Annotated in this window: 21 protein-coding genes; 10 read left to right on the forward strand and 11 right to left on the reverse strand. The window is 67.4% G+C overall.

Features of this window, described 5'->3' with window-relative positions:
* Positions 1-67 precede the first annotated feature (67 nt).
* From AE618_RS16305 to AE618_RS16315, 3 genes are all read left to right on the forward strand, one after another.
* A complete protein-coding gene (locus tag AE618_RS16305) occupies positions 68-898 on the forward strand; it encodes an aldo/keto reductase (RefSeq protein ID WP_054210136.1) in 831 nt (276 codons plus the stop codon).
* Between the two features lie 172 nt (positions 899-1070).
* Positions 1071-2579, forward strand: coding sequence for an MDR family MFS transporter (locus AE618_RS16310; RefSeq protein WP_054210137.1), 1509 nt, complete (start codon positions 1071-1073; stop codon positions 2577-2579).
* Between the two features lie 114 nt (positions 2580-2693).
* Complete coding sequence (locus AE618_RS16315; protein ID WP_054210138.1) at positions 2694-3221, forward strand: DUF1269 domain-containing protein; 528 nt, start codon at positions 2694-2696, stop codon at positions 3219-3221.
* Positions 3222-3334: 113 nt separating this feature from the next.
* Here the strand turns inward: AE618_RS16315 and dapD are convergent, their stop codons facing one another.
* Positions 3335-4180, reverse strand: coding sequence for a 2,3,4,5-tetrahydropyridine-2,6-dicarboxylate N-succinyltransferase (gene dapD / locus AE618_RS16320; protein ID WP_054210139.1), 846 nt, complete (start codon positions 4178-4180; stop codon positions 3335-3337).
* Positions 4181-4423: 243 nt separating this feature from the next.
* On the opposite strand from dapD, the gene AE618_RS16325 reads away from it, so the two are divergent.
* Positions 4424-4708, forward strand: a complete 285-nt coding sequence (locus AE618_RS16325; RefSeq protein WP_054210140.1) for a hypothetical protein — start codon at positions 4424-4426, stop codon at positions 4706-4708.
* Here the strand turns inward: AE618_RS16325 and AE618_RS16330 are convergent.
* From AE618_RS16330 to AE618_RS16345, 4 genes are read right to left on the reverse strand one after another with little or no spacing between them, the layout of a single operon-like run.
* A complete protein-coding gene (locus tag AE618_RS16330; RefSeq protein WP_054210141.1) occupies positions 4675-5313 on the reverse strand; it encodes a TetR/AcrR family transcriptional regulator in 639 nt (212 codons plus the stop codon). The two genes, AE618_RS16325 and AE618_RS16330, sit on opposite strands and share 34 nt — an antisense overlap.
* Position 5314: 1 nt before the next feature.
* On the reverse strand, positions 5315-5986 hold the full coding sequence (locus AE618_RS16335; protein WP_054210142.1) for a cupin domain-containing protein: 672 nt from the start codon (positions 5984-5986) through the stop codon (positions 5315-5317).
* Between the two features lie 12 nt (positions 5987-5998).
* The gene (locus AE618_RS16340; RefSeq protein ID WP_054210143.1) at positions 5999-6709 is read right to left on the reverse strand and encodes an SDR family NAD(P)-dependent oxidoreductase; all 711 of its coding nucleotides are present in this window, start codon (positions 6707-6709) and stop codon (positions 5999-6001) included.
* A 2-nt stretch (positions 6710-6711) separates the two neighbouring features.
* Positions 6712-7125, reverse strand: a complete 414-nt coding sequence (locus tag AE618_RS16345) for an MAPEG family protein (protein WP_054210144.1) — start codon at positions 7123-7125, stop codon at positions 6712-6714.
* Positions 7126-7260: 135 nt separating this feature from the next.
* Between AE618_RS16345 and AE618_RS16350 the strand changes: the two genes are divergently transcribed.
* Both AE618_RS16350 and AE618_RS16355 read left to right on the forward strand, forming a co-directional pair.
* Positions 7261-8598 (forward strand): 8-oxoguanine deaminase, encoded by a 1338-nt coding sequence (locus tag AE618_RS16350; RefSeq protein WP_054210145.1) that lies wholly within the window; start codon positions 7261-7263, stop codon positions 8596-8598.
* Between the two features lie 72 nt (positions 8599-8670).
* Complete coding sequence (locus AE618_RS16355; protein WP_054210146.1) at positions 8671-8922, forward strand: hypothetical protein; 252 nt, start codon at positions 8671-8673, stop codon at positions 8920-8922.
* A gap of 6 nt (positions 8923-8928) precedes the next feature.
* Here the strand turns inward: AE618_RS16355 and AE618_RS16360 are convergent, their stop codons facing one another.
* The 5 genes from AE618_RS16360 to AE618_RS16380 all read right to left on the reverse strand — a co-directional run bounded on the left by AE618_RS16360 (position 8929) and on the right by AE618_RS16380 (position 13934).
* Positions 8929-9447, reverse strand: a complete 519-nt coding sequence (locus tag AE618_RS16360; protein ID WP_054210147.1) for a MarR family winged helix-turn-helix transcriptional regulator — start codon at positions 9445-9447, stop codon at positions 8929-8931.
* A 222-nt stretch (positions 9448-9669) separates the two neighbouring features.
* Positions 9670-10425: a precorrin-6A synthase (deacetylating) gene (gene cobF, locus AE618_RS16365; protein WP_054210469.1), complete on the reverse strand. Its 756-nt coding sequence runs from the start codon at positions 10423-10425 to the stop codon at positions 9670-9672.
* Positions 10426-10487: 62 nt separating this feature from the next.
* A complete protein-coding gene (gene hydA, locus AE618_RS16370; protein WP_054210148.1) occupies positions 10488-11912 on the reverse strand; it encodes a dihydropyrimidinase in 1425 nt (474 codons plus the stop codon).
* Positions 11913-12124: 212 nt separating this feature from the next.
* On the reverse strand, positions 12125-12907 hold the full coding sequence (locus AE618_RS16375; protein WP_054210149.1) for a VOC family protein: 783 nt from the start codon (positions 12905-12907) through the stop codon (positions 12125-12127).
* Between the two features lie 40 nt (positions 12908-12947).
* The gene (locus tag AE618_RS16380) at positions 12948-13934 is read right to left on the reverse strand and encodes a TRAP transporter substrate-binding protein (protein WP_054210150.1); all 987 of its coding nucleotides are present in this window, start codon (positions 13932-13934) and stop codon (positions 12948-12950) included.
* A 295-nt stretch (positions 13935-14229) separates the two neighbouring features.
* Between AE618_RS16380 and AE618_RS16385 the strand changes: the two genes are divergently transcribed.
* From AE618_RS16385 to AE618_RS16400, 4 genes are all read left to right on the forward strand, one after another.
* A complete protein-coding gene (locus AE618_RS16385; RefSeq protein ID WP_156330310.1) occupies positions 14230-15033 on the forward strand; it encodes a hypothetical protein in 804 nt (267 codons plus the stop codon).
* On the forward strand, positions 15017-15502 hold the full coding sequence (locus AE618_RS16390; protein WP_054210152.1) for a hypothetical protein: 486 nt from the start codon (positions 15017-15019) through the stop codon (positions 15500-15502). Before AE618_RS16385 ends, AE618_RS16390 begins: the two co-directional genes overlap by 17 nt.
* A 35-nt stretch (positions 15503-15537) precedes the next feature.
* Entirely contained in the window at positions 15538-15984 is a 447-nt protein-coding gene (locus AE618_RS16395; protein ID WP_054210153.1) for a hypothetical protein, read from the forward strand.
* Positions 15985-16244: 260 nt separating this feature from the next.
* Complete coding sequence (locus AE618_RS16400; RefSeq protein ID WP_054210154.1) at positions 16245-17429, forward strand: hypothetical protein; 1185 nt, start codon at positions 16245-16247, stop codon at positions 17427-17429.
* Positions 17430-17633: 204 nt separating this feature from the next.
* Here the strand turns inward: AE618_RS16400 and pgm are convergent, their stop codons facing one another.
* On the reverse strand, positions 17634-19283 hold the full coding sequence (gene pgm, locus AE618_RS16405) for a phosphoglucomutase (alpha-D-glucose-1,6-bisphosphate-dependent) (protein WP_054210155.1): 1650 nt from the start codon (positions 19281-19283) through the stop codon (positions 17634-17636).
* Positions 19284-19359 lie beyond the last annotated feature (76 nt).

The following is a 19359-nucleotide window of genomic DNA, read 5'->3' on the forward strand; positions in this document are numbered from 1 at the left end:
ACCGCCGGGCGCAGCCGGCATGCTAGCGGTGAAGCGGCCGCCGTTCCGGCCGGCTGCGGAGAGCGACATGGCGACCATCACTGCCAACGGGGCCTCGATCCCCGCGCTGGGCTTCGGCACCTTCCGGATGGAGGCCAGGCACGTGCTGCGGATGGTGCCGGCGGCGCTGCGGCTGGGCTTCCGCCATGTCGACACGGCCCAGATCTACCGCAACGAGGCAGCCGTCGGCGAGGCGATCGCCGGCAGCGGCGTGAAGAGGGCCGATGTCTTCCTGACCACCAAGGTCTGGATCGATCATTTCGCGCCCGATCGCTTCATCGCCTCGGTCGATGAAAGCCTGGCGAAGCTCAGGACCGACCATGTCGATCTCCTGCTGCTGCACTGGCCCAACGGCACGGTTCCGCTGGCCGAGCAGATCGGCGCGCTCAACGCCGCACGTGAGGCCGGCAAGACGCGCCATATCGGTGTCAGCAACTACACCATCGCGCTTCTGGCACAGGCGCGGGCGTTGAGTGCCGCGCCGCTGGTGACCAACCAGGTCGAATATCATCCCTATCTCGACCAGAACCGGCTGCTTTCGGCGATGCGCGAGGCTGGCCTCGCGCTCACGGCCTATTACGCGATGGCGGACGGAAAGGTCTTCGCCGATCCCCTGCTGGCGGAGATCGCCGCCCGTCACGGCCGCAGCATCGCCCAGATCGTGCTGCGCTGGCTGGTGCAGCAGCCCGACGTCGTGGCGCTGTCGAAGACCGTGAGCGAGAGCCGGGCCCAGGAGAACGCGGCGATCTTCGACTTTTCGCTCGACGCGGCGGAGATGGCCGCGATCCATGCTCTGGCGGTGCCGGATGGCCGCGTGCTGAAGCCCGAGGGGCTCTCGCCGCAATGGGACGCGGCCTGAACGCCGAGGGACGCAACGGTGATCGCGGCCTGTCGAAGGGCTTTCACCGGCAATGGTTCCATGCGCAACGGCATGGCCGACAGACCCTGACGGCTGGTCCCGCCTCTGGCGCACGGCCTGGGCGTCTTCTAGATTAAAACCCTGCAAAGACGCACGGGCAGGCGCGGCATTCATGGACAAACGGGTCGACGATCACGCGCATCAGGCGCCGACCCCTGCCGCGCCGATGAGCCATGAGGACATCCGCAGCATCCTGTTCGGGATCATGCTGGCGATGTTCCTGGCGGCGCTCGACCAGACCATCGTCGCAACCGCGATGCCGACGATCGGGCGCGAACTCGGCGACGTCACGCATCTCTCCTGGGTGGTGACCTCCTATCTGCTGGCCTCGACCGCCGTGACTCCGCTCTACGGCAAGCTCGCCGACATCCATGGCCGACGGGTCGTGTTGTTGTCGGGCATCGTCGTCTTCGTGATCGGCTCGGCTGCCTGCGCGCTGGCGCCCTCGCTCTGGGTCCTGGTGCTGGCGCGCTTCGTCCAGGGGCTGGGTGGCGGTGGCCTGATCGCGCTGGCCCAGACGATCATCGCCGACATGGTGCCGCCCAAGGAGCGTGGTCGCTATCAGGTCTACATCGCCACCGTCTTCATGACGTCCTCCCTGCTCGGCCCGGTGCTCGGCGGGGTGATCGCCGAGGCGCTGCACTGGTCGGTGATCTTCTGGATCAACCTGCCGATGGGGCTCGCCGCCTACTGGATGACGAGTTCGGCGCTGAAGCGGTTGCCGCGCCATGAGCGGCCGCACAAGCTCGACGTGCTCGGCGCCACCCTGATCACCGCCGCGACGATGACGCTGCTGCTGGCCTTGTCCTGGGGTGGGACGCACTACCCCTGGATGTCGGCGCCGATCGGCGGGCTGATCGCCCTGTCGCTGCTGCTCTGGCTCGGCTTCGCCTGGCGGCTGCGGACGGCCGACGAGCCGCTGATCCCGCTCGACATCCTGGCCAATCCTGTCGTGCGGATGGGCACGATCGCGGCCGGCTTCGGGATGGGCACCTTCATCGGGCTGACCATCTACCTGCCTGTCTATTTCGAGACCGTCGCGGGCCTGAGCGCGACCTATTCCGGCCTCGGCCTGCTGCCGCTGACCTGCGGCACGGTGCTGGGCGCCACCTCGTCGGGCCAGGCGATGACGCGGCTGACGCATTATCGCCGCGTGCCGGTCGCCGGCTTGAGCGTCGCGCTCTTCGGCATGGCGCTGCTGACGATCTATGCCGGCACGATGCCGCTGGCGCCGTTCTGCCTGCTGCTCGGCGTGGTCAGCCTGGGGCTCGGCACGATGCTGCCGGTCGCCACCGTTTCGATCCAGAACGCCGTCCTGCCGCATCAGCTCGGCACGGCCACGGGGACGGCGAATTTCTTCCGGCAGATCGGCGGCGCGCTGATCGTCGCCGTGTTCGGGGCGATCGTGCTCGGCGGCATCGGCGCCACGGGCACCGGGGCCTCGCATGAGACGCTCAAGCTCGGCGCCGTCGATCGCGAGACCATGGTGCGGCTGTTCCAATATGTCTTCGGCGCGACCTTCCTCGGCTTCGCCTGCGCGCTGTTCTTCCTGCTGCGCATGGAAGAACGGCCACTGCGCGGCCGCGCCGTCGAGGCGGCAAAGACAATCGCCGGCGATTGATGCAGCTCAGGACGCCCGAAGCGCTTTCGGCTAGGCTTGCCACAGGGCCGTCAAATACGAGGCCCAGATCTTGGTCGCCAGACACCCGGCGCCCATGCCGTGCAGGAGAGCCCCATGTCCGATCTCGTCGTCATCGTCTACCCGACCGAAGCCCGTGCCGAGGAGATGCGCCAGAAGGTCTTCGCGCTGCAGAAGGAGTATCTGATCGAGATCGGCGACGCCGCCATCGCGGTGATGCATGAGGACGGCAAGGTGAAGCTGAACCAGCTTCTGAACACGACCGCGATGGGCGCCGCGTCCGGCTCCTTCTGGGGCCTGCTGATCGGCGCGATCTTCCTGATGCCGCTGGCTGGAGCTGCGCTCGGCGCGGCCTCGGGCGCGCTCGGCGGGGCGCTGACCGATTACGGCATCAACGACGATTTCATGAAGGAACTGGCCGCCAGCCTGCAGCCGGGCAACGCGGCGCTGTTCGTGCTGGTCAAGCGCGTCACCGGCGACAAGGTGCTGGAAGCGATCAAGGGCAGCGGCGGCACGGTGCTGAAGACCTCGCTCGACCACACCCGCGAGCAGGCCCTGCGCGACGCGCTGGCGGGCGTGAGCGCGGCGGCGCCGGAAGCGGGTGCGCCGACGACGGTGGGGTGAGGATCAGCCTCACGTCATGGTCGGGCTTGCCCCGACCATCTCATGACCAGAGGCCCATGCTGCCAGAGATTCTCGGGTCGAAGCTTTGCTTCGCCCGAGAATGACGGCCTTGTTCAATCCCGCAGCAGCTCGTTGATGCCGGTCTTCGAACGGGTCTGGGCGTCCACCGTCTTGACGATGACGGCGCAGGAGAGCGAGGGGCCGGGCGTTCCGTCCGGGAAGGGCTTGCCCGGCAGCGAGCCCGGCACGACCACCGAATAGGGCGGCACCTTGCCGATATGGATCACGCCGGTGGCGCGGTCGACGATCTTGGTCGAGGCCGAGATGAAGACGCCCATCGAGAGCACCGAGCCCTCGCCGACGATGACGCCCTCGACCACCTCGGAGCGGGCGCCGATGAAGCAGTTGTCCTCGATGATGGTCGGGTTGGCCTGGAGCGGCTCGAGCACGCCGCCGATGCCGACGCCGCCGGACAGATGGACGTTCTTGCCGATCTGGGCGCAGGAGCCGACCGTCGCCCAGGTGTCGACCATGGTGCCTGAGTCGACATAGGCGCCGATGTTGACGAAGGACGGCATCAGCACGACGTTTGGCGCCAGGAACGAGCCCTTGCGCGCGGCAGCCGGCGGCACGACGCGGAAGCCGGCGGCCCGGAAGCGGTTCTCGCCCCAGCCTTCGAACTTCGAGGGCACCTTGTCCCAGAACACGCCCTCGCCGGGGCCGTTGGCGATGATCATGTTGTCGGTCAGGCGGAAGGAGAGCAGCACCGCCTTCTTCAGCCACTGATGCACGACCCAGTCGGCGCCCTGCTTCTCGGCGACGCGGGCCGTGCCTGAATCGAGCATCTCGATCGCCTGCTCGACTGCCTCGCGCACCGCACCTTTGGTGGTGATGCCGATCTCCGAGCGGGCCTCCCAGGCGGCGTCGATGGTGGCGGCGAGATCGGTGAGGTTCGTCATGGCGCGGCTCTCTCGTCATGGTCGGCCCTGTGCCGACCATCCACGTCTTGCGACGTGGACAGGGGAAGACGTGGGATGCTCGGGACAGGCCCGAGCATGACGGCGGAGCGATGGCGGAAGGCGGCCCCGTCGTCAAGCAGGGCGGGCCGAACGGCGGAATGGCGGCCGTGCACGCGCGAGGGAACGACAGAGCCGGCCGCCGTGTTACGGTGCCATCACAGTCGCAGTCCGACGGAGGCCGTCATGAAGCGTTTGACCCTGTCCCTGATGCTAGTGCTCGCGGCCGGTTCCGCGCTCGCCCAGTCGCGGCCCTCGAGCCCGGAGCGCACCTGCGCCGCCAACCGGCAGAGCGTCGACGCCAATGGGGCGATCGTGCTCGGCACCGGCGGGGCGACCTATGACCGCTTTGTGCGCGACCCCGGCTTCTGCGCGCATGGCGAATTTCTCGAACAGGCTTTCGTGCCCAGTCGCGATGTGGCCCAATGCTTCATCGGCTATCGCTGCAAAGTCGATTCGCCCTGGGATTGAGGCAGGCAGGCCCCTATCTGCGCCAGGAGTGCGGCGATGACCTCTTCAATCTCGGCCGTCTCGCCGGTCGTGCGCCGGACAAGGAGCGCACCCTGGAGCGCGTCGAAAATTAGCCGGGCGCTGCGCTCGGGACTGGTGACGAGGACGAACTCCTTGCGTCCAGAACCACGCCGCAGGATTGCGGCGAGCCACGAGTGATGGCTCTTGAAGAAATAGTCGACTCGCTCGCGCAGCGTCGGCGGCAGCGCCGGCATCTCGCCGGCGAGCGCGCCGCAAAGGCATATCTGGTCGGGCGTCGCCGCGATCTCGCGATAGGGTCGGAAGTAGAAATCCAGCATCGCCAGTGAGTTGGTGGTTTCTGCACTCATGATCGCATTGAGGGCGACTTCGAAGCGTTGGATATAGCGCTCTACCACGGCGGCGCCCAGGTCGGCCTTGGTCGGGAAGTGGTGGTGGATCGACGCCTTTCGGATGTTGAGCGCCGACGCGATGTCCTGATAGCTGATCGCGCTGTAGCCGCGCGACTGGATCAGCGCCTGGGCGATGTTGAGGATCGCATCGGCAGTACCTGTGCGAGCACTAGGGTTTGGTGTTGCTGCCGGCATCTCAACTCGCCCTGATCGGAGCCGGTAGATGCCCGCGCTTAACCCAGAACACAGTGCCGGCGCTGGAGCGTCCGCTGCCCGGCATACCGTGCGGCGTGCGGATCCAAGTGCCCTTCCCATAGCTGCCATACGCGTCGACAAGGTCGCCAGAGAGGATTAGAATCTCCTCGCCACCGGCACTGGTGTGTCGAGCACGGCTTTCGCCTGGGCGCAGCCTTTCAATGGCGACGCTCTCCCCGCTCTGTGGCCCCTCGAACAGCGGCAGCCGCGCCGGGCCGTCCGCGGCGAAAGCGGCCGTGTCGATGACAACGCGCACGCTTTCGGCCAGCGACATCTGCCGCAGCTTGACGAAGATGACACAGCCTGCGGCCGTGCGCGGACTATGCCGGCTCGCCGGCGGGTTGCGCACATAGGTGCCGGCCGGATAGTCGCCGTGCTCGTCAGAGAAGACACCTTCGAGGACGAGGAATTCCTCGCCCAGCGCGTGTTCATGCTCGGGGAAAGTGCTGCCTGGCGCATAACGAACCAGCGAGGTCGCACGTGCCACCTCGCCGCCTATTCGATCGAGAATTCGGCGCGCGACGCCTGGCTGCGGCGATGCCTCCCAGGGCAGCGCCTCGGTCGCCAAAACAACCCGCTGTGAGAAATCAGCGTTGCGAATCGGTTCATCCATGCTTCTTCTCCATCAATAGCGTTCGCTGCCGGAGCGCAGATCGAGTTCTTGGGTCCAGGCCGATGCTGGCTGGCGCGCTAGGGCAAGATAGGCTGCCGCCACGGCGGCGGGGTCGAGGCGGGGGCCTTCGGCTGGACCGAAGCGTCGCTCGGTCTGCGGCGCGGCGATCAGGCCGTCGATCACAACATGGGTCACATGGATCCCGGCCGGCCCGAATTCACGGGCCAGCGCCTGCACCAAGCCGCGCAGGCCGAATTTCGCCGAGGCGAAGGCCGAAAACCGTGCTCCGCCGCGCCGGCTCGCCGTCGCGCCGGAAAAGATTGCGGTGCCGCCGCCGCGTGCCGCCATGACCGGCAGCAGCGCCCGCGCCACGAGAAAGGCACCGAAGCAGCCGTCGCGCCAGACGGCCTCGAAGGTCTCGGGTTCGATCTCGCCCACTGTCGCGATCTGCAGTCGCTGAGCATTATAGACCAGCACGTCGACGCTCGGGGCGAGCGGTCGCAGCACCTGCGAGACAGCGGCCGGGTCGGCGAGATCGGCCACGAAGTGCCTATAATGCCCGCCAGACGCCGCAACGGCCTCGGCCACGCCCGCAGGCGGCTCGGATCGGCGCGCCAAACCGACGACGTCATGGCCGCCGACGGCGAAGCTATGGGCAAGCTTAAGGCCTAAACCCTCGCCGATGCCGGCGATGAGCAGAAGGGGACGCTTCGTTGTGGCCATGCTCAAATCCAGCGCAGCACTGTCAGCAGCAACGCGATCTGAGCGAACCAACCGATGGCGAAGGCGATCGTACGCGCCAGCGGGACGCCGAAGGTGTAAACGAGAAAATGGGCCAGCCTGGCGAAGAAATAGACGATCACGGCGGAGCGCGTCACCGGCGAGGAAACGCCGAGAATTTGCACCAGGAAGACGGCTGGCGCAAAGACGACAAGATTTTCGACCGCGTTGGTGTGCGCCTTGATGGCGCGCTTTGCCCAGAGCGAATGCGGCCCACCCGACTCTGGTCCGGTGTCGGTCAGGGCCGGCACCACGCCGCGGATGGCAAGGCGGTCGAGAATATATGGCAGCCAGAACAGCGCGGTCATCAGGATCGTTAGCGTCAGCCAATAAAGCTCAGTGCTCATCGTGATCTCCATGGGTTACCGATTTTACCTACCTACTAGTAAGTAGACTGTCAAGACGCAACAAGTGCCGACCGCGGCGGCCGGCGGGAACCCTTGTGCAAGCGGCGCGAACTCCTTGCACCGAAGGCGATTTGAGAGCCAGGATCGATGATGCGCCTCTGGATCAGGAACCCGCTCGGAATTGTCGCCGACAACGCTGGCGGAGGGGTTGTCGTCGATGACTCGGTGATCGTCGAACTGGTGGCGTCAGGGGGCTCCCCTGCCCTGCCCGTCGAAGAGACCTTCGACGCCTCCAGCCATGTCGTGCTGCCCGGGCTCATCAACACGCACCACCATTTCTACCAGACGCTGACGCGGGCCCATCCGGCGGCTATCGACCGCGAGCTGTTTCCCTGGCTTACCGCGCTCTATCCGCTCTGGGCGCGGCTGACGCCCGAGGATCTGCGGCTGGCGGTGCGGGTCGCGCTGACGGAGCTTCTGCTGTCGGGCTGCACCACGGCGACCGACCATCACTATCTCTACCCCAAGGGGCTGGAGAACGCGGTCGACATCGCGGTGGATGAGGCGCGCGCGCTCGGAATCCGGGCGACGATCTCGCGCGGATCGATGAACCTGTCGCAGAAGGATGGCGGGTTGCCGCCCGACTCCGTCGTGCAGGACGAGGACACCATTCTCGCCGACAGCGAGCGCGTGCTGGGCCTGTTCCATGACCCAGCGCCGGGCAGCATGATCCAGATCGCGCTCGCGCCCTGCTCGCCCTTCTCGGTGACGCCGTCGCTGATGGCGAAATCGGCGGAACTGGCTGCGCGCTTCGACGCGCCGCTGCACACCCACCTCGCCGAGACCCGGGACGAGGACGCCTATTGCCTTCAGGTCTATGGCAAGCGGCCCCTCGACCTGCTGGAGGACACCGGCTGGATGCGGCCGAAGACCTGGCTGGCGCATGGCGTGCATTTCTCCTGCGAGGAATGCGAGCGGCTGGGGAAGGCCGGTGTCGGCGTGTGCCACTGCCCGACCTCGAATGGCGTGCTGGCCTCGGGATTCTGCCGCACGCGCGAGCTGGAAGCCGCCGGCGCACCGCTGGGCCTGGGCGTCGATGGCTCGGCCAGCAATGACGGCTCCAACCTGATGGAGGAACTGCGCCACGCCTTGCTGATCAACCGGCTGCGCTATGAGAGCGCCACCGCAGTAACGGCGCGCGATGTGATCCGCTGGGCGACGCAGGGCTCGGCGCGCTGCCTGGGGCGCTCCGATATCGGCGCCATCGCGGTGGGCATGCAGGCCGATCTCGCGCTTTACCAGCTCGACGAATTGCGCTTCTCGGGCGCGCATGATCCGGTCGCGGCACTGGTTCTGTGCGGCGCGGGCCGTGCCGACCGCGTGATGGTCGCCGGGCGCTGGCGTGTCGTCGACGGCGCGGTGCCGGGGCTCGATGTCGCGGCACTGCGACGGGCGCATGGCGAGGCGGCGCGGCGCTATGCGTGAAGGCTCTTCGCAATCTCGACGCAATTGCGGCTTTGATTCATGCGCGTGACGGCACGCTGAAGGGATGACCACATGAAGATCGCGCTGTTGGCGGCGCTGGCCCTAACGCTCACGGCCGGCGGCTGCGTCACCCTCGAAGAGCGCCGCGCGCTCGATGCCGAGCAATGCCGGGGCTATGGCTTCCGCACCGGGACCGACGCCTTTGCGAGCTGCCTGCAGCAGATCGACCTCGACCGCGCCGACGCCCGCCGGGCCTATGCCTATCGCGACTTCGGCGGGCCTTTCGGCGGCTATGGTTTCGGTTACGGCTACCGCCGCTGGTGACGGGGGCTAACTCTCGCCCTCTCCGTCCGGCCGGAACTCGCGCAGCTCCGGCAGCCTGGCATGAAGCCGCCGCAGGAAGCCGGTGAGCTGTGCCCGCTCCTCGTCCGTGAAGCCTTCCAGCATCATCCGTTCGCGCGCAGTGGCCAGCGCGATCAGGCTGTCATGCAGGGCATAGCCGCTCGGCGTCAGCTCGAGCAATTGGCGGCGGGCGTCGCGGCCGTCGGTGCTCTCGGCGACATGGCCAGCCGCCACCAGCGCCGCGACGCTGCGGCTGACCGCGCCCTTGTCGAGCCCGATGACCTCGCAGATGCGCTGCGCCGCGATACCAGGCTCGATCGCGAGCTGCGAGATCACACGCCATTCGGTGACGCCGACGCCGAAGCGCTCCAGATAGAGCCGCGACGAGCTGCGCGACCAGGTGTTGGAGATCGCCGTCAGGAAATAGGGAACATAACCGCCGAGATCGAGGACATCCCGCTCGACGCCGCCATCCTCGGCGATCCTGTGGCGCTTGGTCGAAGGCATGGCTCGTCCTGCGTTCCGTAGCGCGCATCTCACATGCGGGCGTGGCGAGGAGCAAGCGATGGGCGCCTCGCCTGACTATCCGCAGGAACACAGCGTCATCCCGGGCGGCCGAAGGTCGACCCGGGATCCATGGTCGAGCTCCGGCCCCCTCCGATGGATCCCGGAGCTGCGCGGCCTCCGCCGCTTGGCCAGGGATGACAAGGTGATTCCTCAGAAAACCGCCTACGCCTGCATCCGCCGCAGCAGATAGGTGTCCATGATCCAGCCATGCTTTTCGCGGGCCTGCGCGCGGACGCGCTCGATCTCGCCGGCGACCTCGGAAAGACGGCCCGCGATCAGGATCTCGTCGGCCGTGCCGAGATAGGCGCCCCAGAAGATCTCGAGATCCTCCGGCGCGATCTGCGCGAAGGCCTGCTCGCCATCGAGCATGACGACGACGCTGTCCTGGCCGGCCGGAAAGCCGGCGGCGAGCTTGCGGCCGGTGGTGATCAGGATCGGCTCGCCAATGCGGTTCAACGGAATCCTGTGGCGAGCCGCCAGCACCTGCACGCTGCTGATCCCGGGGATGACCTCCCAGTCGAGCGCGAGGCCGCCCGCGCGGACGCGCTCGACGATGCGCAGCGTGCTGTCATAGAGCGCGGGGTCGCCCCAGACGAGCAGGGCGCCATGCTCGCCCTCGGCAAGCTCTGCCGTGAACAGGCGCGCGTAGTTCGCAGCGATGCGAGCATGCCAGTCGTCGACGACACCGCGATAGTCGGAACCGGCCTCGGCCCGCTGCGGCGTCTCCACCGTCACCGTCCGGTAGGGCTTCTCGATGAAGCGGGCGCAGATCTGTTCGCGCAGATGGCGCAGGGCCGCCTTCTCCTGGCCCTTGTCCGGCAGGAAGACGACATCGGCCCGGTTCAGCGCCTTGATCGCCTGGACCGTCATGTGGTCCGGGTCGCCGGCACCGATGCCGATGATCAGAAGTTTGCGCATCCTCGCCTCGCGATAGCCTGGTGCGGGCGCCATAGCATGCCGGCCGACGCGAAGGGATAGGCTCAGGCGTGCGGCGGCGCCCCAACCGGCCGCGCCAGTTGCGAGCGTTCGCGCGCGACATGCCCGCCTTGCCCCGGCTTTCCCGCCAGTTCTCCGTCACGGATCACGACCTGCCCGCGCAGGATGGTGGTGACCGGCCAGCCGGTGACCGCGATGCCCTCATAGGGGGTGTAGTCGCTGCCGTGATGCAGCAGCGACTGGCTGATCGTGACCTGCCGCTGCGGGTCCCAGATCGCGATGTCGGCATCCATGCCGATCGCGATCGAGCCCTTCTTCGTCAGGCCATAGGTCCTGGCGTGATTGGTCGATGACAGCGCGACGAACTGGTTCAGCGTGATGCGGCCCTTGCCCACCCCTTCCGAGAACAGGATCGGCAGCCGCGTCTCGACGCCGGGGATGCCGTTGGGCACCCAGCGGAAGGAGGTGCGGCCCTTGGGTGTCAGCTTGCCGGCCGGGTCGTCGTAGCGGAACGGGCAGTGGTCGGAGGAGAAGACGTTGAAGGTGCCGTTGGCGAGCCCTTCCCAGCAGGCGATTTGGCTTGCGGTGTCGCGCGGCGGCGGCGAGCAGACATATTTCGCGCCCTCCATGTTGAGACCGTCCATGTCGGTCTCGGTCAGCACGAGATATTGCGGGCAGGTCTCGCCATAGACCTTGAGGCCGCGCGAGCGGGCGCGCTGGATTTCCTCCATCGCCTCGCGGTTCGAGACATGGACGATCATCACGGGAACATCGACGAGTTCGGCAAGCGAGATCGCCCGATGCGTCGCCTCGCGCTCCACGGGGATCGGCCGCGAGGTGCCGTGGAACTTCGGCGCGATCTGGCCCCCGCGTTCGAGCCGGTCGGTCAGGAAGCGGATCGCGTCATCGTTCTCGGCATGGACCATGACGAGCGCGCCGGTCTCGCGTGCGACCGACATGACTTCGAGCATCTGCCGGTCGTTCAAGGCCAGCCCGTCATAGGTCATGAAGACCTTGAAGGAGGTGTAGCCGTCCTCGATCAGCGCCGGCAGGTCCTGCCCCAGCACCTGCTCGGTCGGCTCGGAGATGACGAGATGGAAAGAGACGTCGGTGTAGCAGCGGCCCTCCGACAGCTTGTGATAATCCTTCACCGTCTCGCGCAGGCTGGTGCCTTTCTCCTGCATGCAGAACGGCATCACAGTGGTGTTGCCGCCGAAGGCGGCCGAGAGCGTGCCGGAGGCGAAATCATCGGCCATGACGATGCCGTCTCCGCTCGGCTGGGCGATGTGGACATGGCTGTCGATGCCGCCCGGCAGCACGAGCTTGCCGCTGGCATCGATCGTCTCGGCGGCCTCGCCGAGATCATGACCAAGCGCAACGATGACGCCGTCGCGGATGCCGATATCGCAGGAGAAGACGTCGGACGCCGTGGCGATCGTGCCGTTGGCGATGATCAGGTCGTAAGCCATGGATTGCCCTTCGAGTGGAGCGTCACGAATGCAAGTCGCGGGCCTTGAAGGTATCCCGCGCTATTCCCACGCCGTCATCCCGGACGCAGCGAAGCGGAGATCCGGGATCCATTCCGGAGCGCTTGCAGGAGAGGTTCCGGAATGGGTCCCGGGTCTCCCTACGGTCGCCCGGGACGACGTCGCGCTTGTTTGATGAAGCGGGAGCGCGTCCCTCACAGCGCCTTGACGATCTCCAGCCTCGCGCCGTGGGCGAGGGCGCGGTCCAAGCAGCGATCGGCGGGGCCGTAGAAGGAGATTGCGTAGGCGCCCTGACCGCGCCGGCCGAGATGGCGGGTCAGGCCCTCGCAGGACTCGCCGCGGGGTTGCGTCAGCGAGAGCATCTGGCGGCCGATCCTGAACTGGACGAGGCCGAGGCCGAGACCCGGCACACCGCCTGACGCCAGCGGCTCCAGCCCGGTCAGGGCGCGGTAGCGCGCCACGGAGGCCGCGAGATCGCGCACGGCGACGGTGACGCCGGCCACGCCGGTGACGCCATTGGCATGTTTGCGCGCCTTGCCCTCCGGCACCCGCAGCGAGCGCGGCGTGACGTCCTCGCAGATGAAGGGGATGTCGGGCTCGGGCGGGCGGGCCGAGCGCCAGGCGATGCGCGTGCCGTCCGGCTGCAGGCGCTCGCCATCGATCGGCCCGTCGATCTCGATGCCGGCCGCACGGGTGCGCGCCAGATCGACATCGAGCGTGTCGGCCGGAAGCAGGGCGTAGTCGACGAGGCCGCTGCCGGCCCCGTCCAGCACCTGCCACCAGCGGAAGCCCGGCACCGGCCGGGAGAAGGCGATGATTTCCAGATAGGCGCCATCGGCCAACACCACGAGCGCATTGCGCGAGCCACGCGGATGCTCGCCGCCCTCGAGCACGGTGAAGCCCAGCGACTCGTAGTCGCGGATCGCCTGGTCGAGATCGGCGACAGCGATGACGATGTGGTCGATGGACTGCGTCATGGGAGGCTCCTCGAAAACGGGGCGAAGGCGAGTGTCAGGTTCAAGCGCTTCTGGCGATGGCCTCGATCCGGTCGAGCCCGCCGAGCTTCGTCGCGAACGTCGTCCAGACCTTGCGTGCGCCAGCCTCCCAGGCCGGCCGGTCCTCGGCTTGGGCGACCTTGCCGCCCTCGGAAGCGGCTTTCGCCATCGAGGCAGCCTCGTCGGCGATGATCAGTTCGTCGAAATAGGCCGTGCCCTCGGCGGCGGCGGCGGCGAGCGCCGTCCTGTCGTCCGCCGACAAGCCCTTCCAGAAGGCGGCCGAGACCATGATGACGCCGCTCGCCCAGATATGGCCGGTCTCGATCAACCAGGGCACGACCTCATGCAGGCGGAAGCCGACAAAGGCGGATTTGGTCAGGTCCATGCAGTCGACCACGCCGGTCTTGAGCGCGTTGTAGGTCTCGGGGATCGGGATCGGCGTCGGATAGGCGCCAAGCCCCGACCAGAGCTCGGTGTGGAGCGGGCTCTGGATGACGCGGATGCGCTTGCCGCGAATGGCGGCGGGCGTGGTGATCGGCTCCTTCGCCAGAAGGTGGCGCGCGCCGTAATTGATGAAGCCGAGCACGACGAAGCCCTGGGCCTCGTACCGTCCCTTGAGTTCGGCTCCGAGTGGGCCGTCGAGCACGCGGCGGAGATGGCCCCGGTCACGAAACAGGAAGGGAAGATCGAGGATCTGGCCCTCCGGCACCCAGCCCGACAGCGCGGAAATGGTCGAGAGCGAAGCCTGCACCGAGCCCAGCCGCAGGCCTTCGGCGACCTCCTTCTCGCCGCCGAGCGCGGCATTGCCGACGATGCGCAGGTCGAAGCGACCGGGCGCCGTCCGCTCCAGCGTCTGCGCGATCCTGCGCCAGACCATCGTCTCCGGCTTGTCCTCTCCAAAGAGCGAGGCGACCGTCACCGGCCGCCCGGCGGCAAAACCCGGACGGGCCGTCAGCAGCGCGGGCGCGGCGAGCAGCCCGGCGGCAACCCTGCGGCGGCTCACAATCATTGGGGACCTCCATGGACGAGCGTGTCGTCCAGGGACGACGATGTCCTGACTCGGCTGGAATGGCGCCCGCCGCAAGACGCGGGCGTGCATCGCGGGAATGTCGGGGCGCCCGCTTGACGCAAGCCAGCCTCGGCAAGAACCGCGGCATCCCCAAGAAAAACTGTCGGCGGGGCGCTGCAACGACAACCGGATGAAATCCCGTATTGATACGATTCCTTAAGAGTAGATAAGATGAGCGATCGATTCGTGTTGGCGTTCCCACAGCTCCCACCGGCGCTATCTTCGAGGCCACCACTTGAACGCCCTTCCGGTTGCCCGCCCCAATGACTGGCTGGGATCGCCCTTGCACCATGAGGGACGGCCCGGCGGGCCGGCGGCGTTGGGCGCAGCGACGTCGGAGACAGGCGAGTTTGCGGTCGATACCGACTCGATTCACCGGCTTTCGCTGGCGCAGGACGGGTTCCTCGCCTTGCGGCTCGAGGCTGCGCTGGGTCGCCTGGCCGCCACCGAAACCCTGCTCGCAGCGGAGCGATTGCATGGGCGCGAAGCGCGAGCCGCGCTCAGCCTGAGCGAGCGGGCTTTCGAACAGCAGCGCGACGCGATCGCATCCGCCGATCAGCGCCACCGCGCCGTCGCGACGGAACTCGAGAGGCTGAAGCAGAGCTTGCATGAAGCCACCCTCGACAAGATCAGACAGGACCATCAGATCGCGGGGCTGACGGCGGCGCTGGCCAGCCGGACGGCCGAGATCGAACGCCTGAGAGATGCAGGCGCCGCCGTCGAGGCCGATCTGCGGGCGGTCAGAGCCAGGCAGAACTCGGCGACGGACGTGCTGCACCGGGAATGCCAGCGCCTGGAAGAGGCCGTGCAGAGCGAACGCCGCGACAAGGTTCTCCTGCAACGCGCGCTCGATCTCGCCCGGGCCAACCGCCGCGCGCTGCAGACGCATATCGAGCAGCACGTTCGGCAGTCGACCGGACTCGCTGCGCCCGCCTCGCCTCCAACCGTCCCGCCCGCCCGTCAGTCCCTCGGGCAAGCCTCGTCAGGCACGGCGATCTTGCTCAGCTCGAACGGAGACCATCATGCAGCCTGCTCTTAACGATCTCGCGACCATCACGACCTTGCCGCGCCAGACCGCATCGACCTCCGAGATGTTCCTGAATGCCTCGGACAAGATCGCGGCGTTCCCCTCGGCTTCCTTGCCCCCCGCCGCACCGGCCTACGCCCTGCCGGAGGCCGTCAGCCCCGCCGCCCCTCCGGCAGCTCCGCAGCGCGACTGGCCGTCGGCGCTCGCGCTGATCGAGGAAACCAGCGAAGCCATCCGGATCAGCGATCTTCGCTACGCCCAGCTCGAAGAGCGCCTGCAGCAGACGATCACCCAGGCCGCCGTCAACATGCGCGAGCTGGAAGGCCAGATCGCAACCGCCAATGAGATGTTGTGGCGCTCCGAGGAACGGGCCCGCCAGGCCGAGGCCCGTGCTGTCGAGGCCGAGGCCTGGCTCGCCCGACTGCACGACGCCGTGACCAGCTCCTTCTCGTCGGCCAACCGCCCACAGTCGCGCGGCTGATCGTGACGCAGGAGATGCCCAGTCTGACCCGGGCCATGCTTCGGACCCCGGGCCGGAGCGAGGCGAGGGACGGGAATGCGGTCGCCGCTTCGCCGGCTCCGAGGCGCCCGCTTACCGGCCGCGCCGCCAATCGGCCGAATCCGCAGGAGACGCTGACCCTGGTCGAGGGCGCGCGCGACGCTTTCGAGACGCTGCAATTGCAATTGCTGGGCGTCGTCCAGAAGGCCAGGAGCTCGCTTCAGGAGGTCCATCACGAACGGGACCAGCTCCGGGCCGAGATTGCGGCGCTGCAAGAGGAAAAGGATGGCTGGAGCCAGCGCGCCCGCAAGGCGGAAGCGACGCTCGAACAGGCCAACCAGGTGCTGCAGACCCAGCAGGGCATTCTCGAAAAGGCGATCCTGCGCGAGCGCGAAGCCGTCCAGCGCGCCTATGTGCTCGAACTGAAGCTGCGCCAGTCAGGGGTGCCGCAGCGACCGGCCTGATGTCACGGCGACGACCGCGGTGCCTTGCCTTGCCGCAGGACCGTGCAGCTTCGCCGCTGACAGCTCGAAAGAAGTTGTTCGCAACTCGTCAAAGCCGAGGCCGGAACATTGCCATGGATCGCGCGGCGCCTTCTGCTGGCCTATCGCCTTCGGTTGAGTCTGAACGCCTCGGGGACCGGGCGGCCTGAAGGCGGCGCGGACCGCGTCAATGGGGCAAGGTTGAGGTGGCGTCGATGTTTGGAGCAGGTCTGAGACGGCTCATGGGCAAGCCGGGCGCGAGCGCGCGGGGCGCATTCCCGGGCGAGCGCGACGACGGCCGCGATCTGCGGATGCCACGGGCGCTGGATGTCGCCGACCTCGCTCCCCCCGGGCTTGCGCCGCTCGATCTTGCCCCGCTCGACTCGGCCATGCCCGCCAACGAGCCGGGCACCCCCCCGGCCGCGGCCCAGGCCGCTTTCGTCAAGCCGAGTTCGTCGCATGAGGTCGGCGAGCTCATGGCGGCGATCAGCGACCAGTCCAACGATCTCCAGACCGAATTCGCCAAGATCTCGAACTGGTCTGTCCAGCTCGACCTGCTGATGACGCGCACCGCGACGATGCAGCAGATCCTGCCGAAATTCATCGAGACCTCGCAGGACCAGGCCGCGCAGATCGAGGAGCTCAGCGCCGCCTGCAACCGGCAGGACCGCGAGATCGCGGGCTTGCAGAGCGAACTTGGCCATTATCGCCCGCTGGCGCTGCGCTACGAGGAGGAGTTGCACCGCACCCGTGCTGTCCTCGACCAGACGCAAGGCTCGCTGGCCACGCTCGAAGCCGAGCACGGCAAGCTGCAGGGCGAGGCGAACGGGCTGCTCCAGAAGCTCTCCACCACCGATTCGCGCGTCCAGCGCCTATCCGAGGAGCGCCAGGTGATCGAGCAGAAGCTGCTCGAACAATCCGCGACGGGGCAGAGGCTGTCGCGGGAGGTCGCGATCCTGCGTTCCGACCTCGTCGCCGCCAGCGGTGAAAACCAGCGCCTGCAACGCGACATCGCCGCGCTGGCCGAGAAGATGAGCGGCGAGCGCGAGGCCGCCAACGAGGCGGCGACCCAGGCGCAGGCGCGCATCGTGGCCGCGCTCCAGACGATCAAGGAAATGGAAGCGCAAGCGACGGCAGCAACCGAGCGCGAACGCAAGCTGATCGACGAGTTGTCCCTGCGCGACCGGCGTGTCTACGATCTCGACATCAAGCTCTCGGCCCTGCAATCGAGGGGCGATTTCCTGATCGGCGTGAACCAGCAACTCCGCGACGATCTGCGGCACCATATCGACCATGTCGGAACGCTCGAGCATTCCAACCGCCAGCTGATCGATGCCATGGCGCGCAAGCGCCAGGCGGCGGAGGCCGCTGCGCCGGATGCCTATGAGGCACCCGCGAAGCGCAAGGCCGTCGGCGAGAAGGACTGAGGATCAGGGGCAGGCAGGTGAAGCCTGTTGCCCAACGGTTAGGCTCAGAACCACACCGTCATCCCGGGCAAGCGAAGCGCAGACCCGGGATCCATTCCGGAGCCTCTCCAGTGGGCGCTCAGGCATGGATCCCGGATCGGCGCCGCTGATGCGGCTTGTCCGGGATGACGGCGTGGTTGCGAGCCCAACAAGCCAGGGATGCGCTCACGCCGCTGCGAACGCGGCGTTGATGATCGCCTGAGCCTCGTCCTGAATCTGGCGCAGATGGGCGTTGCTGCGGAAGCTCTCGGCGTAGATCTTGTAGACCTCCTCCGTCCCTGAGGGACGGGCGCAGAACCAGCCATCGGCCGTGACGACCTTGACGCCGCCGATCGCCGCGCCATTGCCGGGCGCCTCGTTCAGGACGGCCGTGATCGGCTCGCCGGCAAGCGTGTCGGTCTTGATCTGCTGGCGCGACAATGTCTTGAGCACGGCCTTCTGTTCGCGCGAGGCCGGCGCATCGATGCGGGCGTAAAGCGGTTCGCCGAGGTCCCTGGTCAGTTCGACATAGCGTTCGCCGGGGTCGGAGCCGGTAACGGCGGTGATCTCGGCGGCGAGCAGGCCGAGGATCAGGCCGTCCTTGTCGGTGGTCCAGCTGGTGCCGTCCTGGCGCAGGAAGGAGGCGCCGGCGCTCTCCTCGCCGCCGAAGCCGAAGCTGCCATCCGACAGCCCGTCGACGAACCATTTGAAGCCGACGGGCACCTCGACCAGCCGGCGTCCGAGCTTGGCGGCGACGCGGTCGATCATCGCGCTGCTGACAATGGTCTTGCCGATAGCGGCATCGCTACGCCAGCCCGGACGGTTCTCGAAGAGATAGGCGATCGCCACCGCCAGATAATGGTTGGGGTTCATCAGCCCGGAACTGCGGGCGACGATGCCGTGCCGGTCGGCATCGGTGTCGTTGGCGAAGGCGACGTCGAAGCGGTCCTTCATGCCGATCAGATGGGTCATCGCATAGGGCGAGGAGCAGTCCATCCGGATCTTGCCATCCCAGTCGGCCGGCATGAAGGCGAAGGTCGGGTCGAGCGTCGTGTCGACCACGGTCGCGTTCAGGCCATAGCGCTCGATGATCGGCGCGTAATAGTCGAGCCCGGCGCCGCCGAGCGGGTCGATGCCGATGCTGACGCCCGACGAGCGGATCGCTTCCATGTCGACGATATCAGCGAGGTCCTCGACATAAGGCGTGATGTAGTCGTGCCTGCGGGTGAATTCGCAGGCGAGCGCCTTCGCATACGGCATGCGCGTGATGCCGGCGAGGCCGCCGGCCATCAGCTCATTGGCCTTGCGCTCGATCCAGCCGGTGGCGTCGGTATCGGCGGGTCCGCCATGGGGCGGGTTGTATTTGAAGCCGCCATCGGCTGGGGGATTGTGCGAGGGCGAGATCACCACGCCGTCGGCCAGCCCCGCGCTGAGGCCGCGATTATAGCCGATGATGGCGTGCGAGATCACCGGCGTCGGGGTGAAGCGCAGATCCTCGTCGACCATGGTGACGACGCCATTGGCGGCGAAGACCTCGAGCGATGTCTCGAAGGCGGGGCGCGACAGCGCATGGGTGTCGATGCCGAGGAAGAGCGGGCCGTCGATGCCGTTGCCCTTGCGGTAAAGGCAGATCGCCTGGGCGATCGCCAGGATATGCGCCTCATTGAAGGAGAGCAGCAGGGACGAACCGCGATGGCCCGAGGTGCCGAAGGCGACGCGCTGGCTGGCCTGGCCGGGATCGGGGAGATCGAAATAGGCCTTCGTCAGCTTGGCGACATCGACGAGCAGGCCGGGGGCGAGGGGCTTTCCGGCGAGCGGGCTCACGGTGGACGTCATCGGATTTCCTCGGCAGCAAAGCGGAAAGCAGTATCAAGACGCCCGGATGCAGCCTCTGTTCCCATTCGTCAATCGC

The organism is Allobosea vaviloviae, assembly GCF_001298265.1.
In the GTDB taxonomy this organism is placed as follows: domain Bacteria; phylum Pseudomonadota; class Alphaproteobacteria; order Rhizobiales; family Beijerinckiaceae; genus Allobosea; species Allobosea vaviloviae_B.

Excerpts from the sequence above, each read along its gene's own strand:
- AE618_RS16305 (WP_054210136.1), top strand. The coding sequence starts at position 68 with ATGGCGACCATCACTGCCAACGGGGCCTCGATCCCCGCGCTGGGCTTC.
- AE618_RS16310 (WP_054210137.1), top strand. The coding sequence starts at position 1,071 with ATGGACAAACGGGTCGACGATCACGCGCATCAGGCGCCGACCCCTGCC.
- AE618_RS16315 (WP_054210138.1), top strand. The coding sequence starts at position 2,694 with ATGTCCGATCTCGTCGTCATCGTCTACCCGACCGAAGCCCGTGCCGAG.
- dapD (WP_054210139.1), bottom strand. The coding sequence starts at position 4,180 with ATGACGAACCTCACCGATCTCGCCGCCACCATCGACGCCGCCTGGGAG.
- AE618_RS16325 (WP_054210140.1), top strand. The coding sequence starts at position 4,424 with ATGAAGCGTTTGACCCTGTCCCTGATGCTAGTGCTCGCGGCCGGTTCC.
- AE618_RS16330 (WP_054210141.1), bottom strand. The coding sequence starts at position 5,313 with ATGCCGGCAGCAACACCAAACCCTAGTGCTCGCACAGGTACTGCCGAT.
- AE618_RS16335 (WP_054210142.1), bottom strand. The coding sequence starts at position 5,986 with ATGGATGAACCGATTCGCAACGCTGATTTCTCACAGCGGGTTGTTTTG.
- AE618_RS16340 (WP_054210143.1), bottom strand. The coding sequence starts at position 6,709 with ATGGCCACAACGAAGCGTCCCCTTCTGCTCATCGCCGGCATCGGCGAG.
- AE618_RS16345 (WP_054210144.1), bottom strand. The coding sequence starts at position 7,125 with ATGGAGATCACGATGAGCACTGAGCTTTATTGGCTGACGCTAACGATC.
- AE618_RS16350 (WP_054210145.1), top strand. The coding sequence starts at position 7,261 with ATGATGCGCCTCTGGATCAGGAACCCGCTCGGAATTGTCGCCGACAAC.
- AE618_RS16355 (WP_054210146.1), top strand. The coding sequence starts at position 8,671 with ATGAAGATCGCGCTGTTGGCGGCGCTGGCCCTAACGCTCACGGCCGGC.
- AE618_RS16360 (WP_054210147.1), bottom strand. The coding sequence starts at position 9,447 with ATGCCTTCGACCAAGCGCCACAGGATCGCCGAGGATGGCGGCGTCGAG.
- cobF (WP_054210469.1), bottom strand. The coding sequence starts at position 10,425 with ATGCGCAAACTTCTGATCATCGGCATCGGTGCCGGCGACCCGGACCAC.
- hydA (WP_054210148.1), bottom strand. The coding sequence starts at position 11,912 with ATGGCTTACGACCTGATCATCGCCAACGGCACGATCGCCACGGCGTCC.
- AE618_RS16375 (WP_054210149.1), bottom strand. The coding sequence starts at position 12,907 with ATGACGCAGTCCATCGACCACATCGTCATCGCTGTCGCCGATCTCGAC.
- AE618_RS16380 (WP_054210150.1), bottom strand. The coding sequence starts at position 13,934 with ATGATTGTGAGCCGCCGCAGGGTTGCCGCCGGGCTGCTCGCCGCGCCC.
- AE618_RS16390 (WP_054210152.1), top strand. The coding sequence starts at position 15,017 with ATGCAGCCTGCTCTTAACGATCTCGCGACCATCACGACCTTGCCGCGC.
- AE618_RS16395 (WP_054210153.1), top strand. The coding sequence starts at position 15,538 with ATGCTTCGGACCCCGGGCCGGAGCGAGGCGAGGGACGGGAATGCGGTC.
- AE618_RS16400 (WP_054210154.1), top strand. The coding sequence starts at position 16,245 with ATGGGCAAGCCGGGCGCGAGCGCGCGGGGCGCATTCCCGGGCGAGCGC.
- pgm (WP_054210155.1), bottom strand. The coding sequence starts at position 19,283 with ATGACGTCCACCGTGAGCCCGCTCGCCGGAAAGCCCCTCGCCCCCGGC.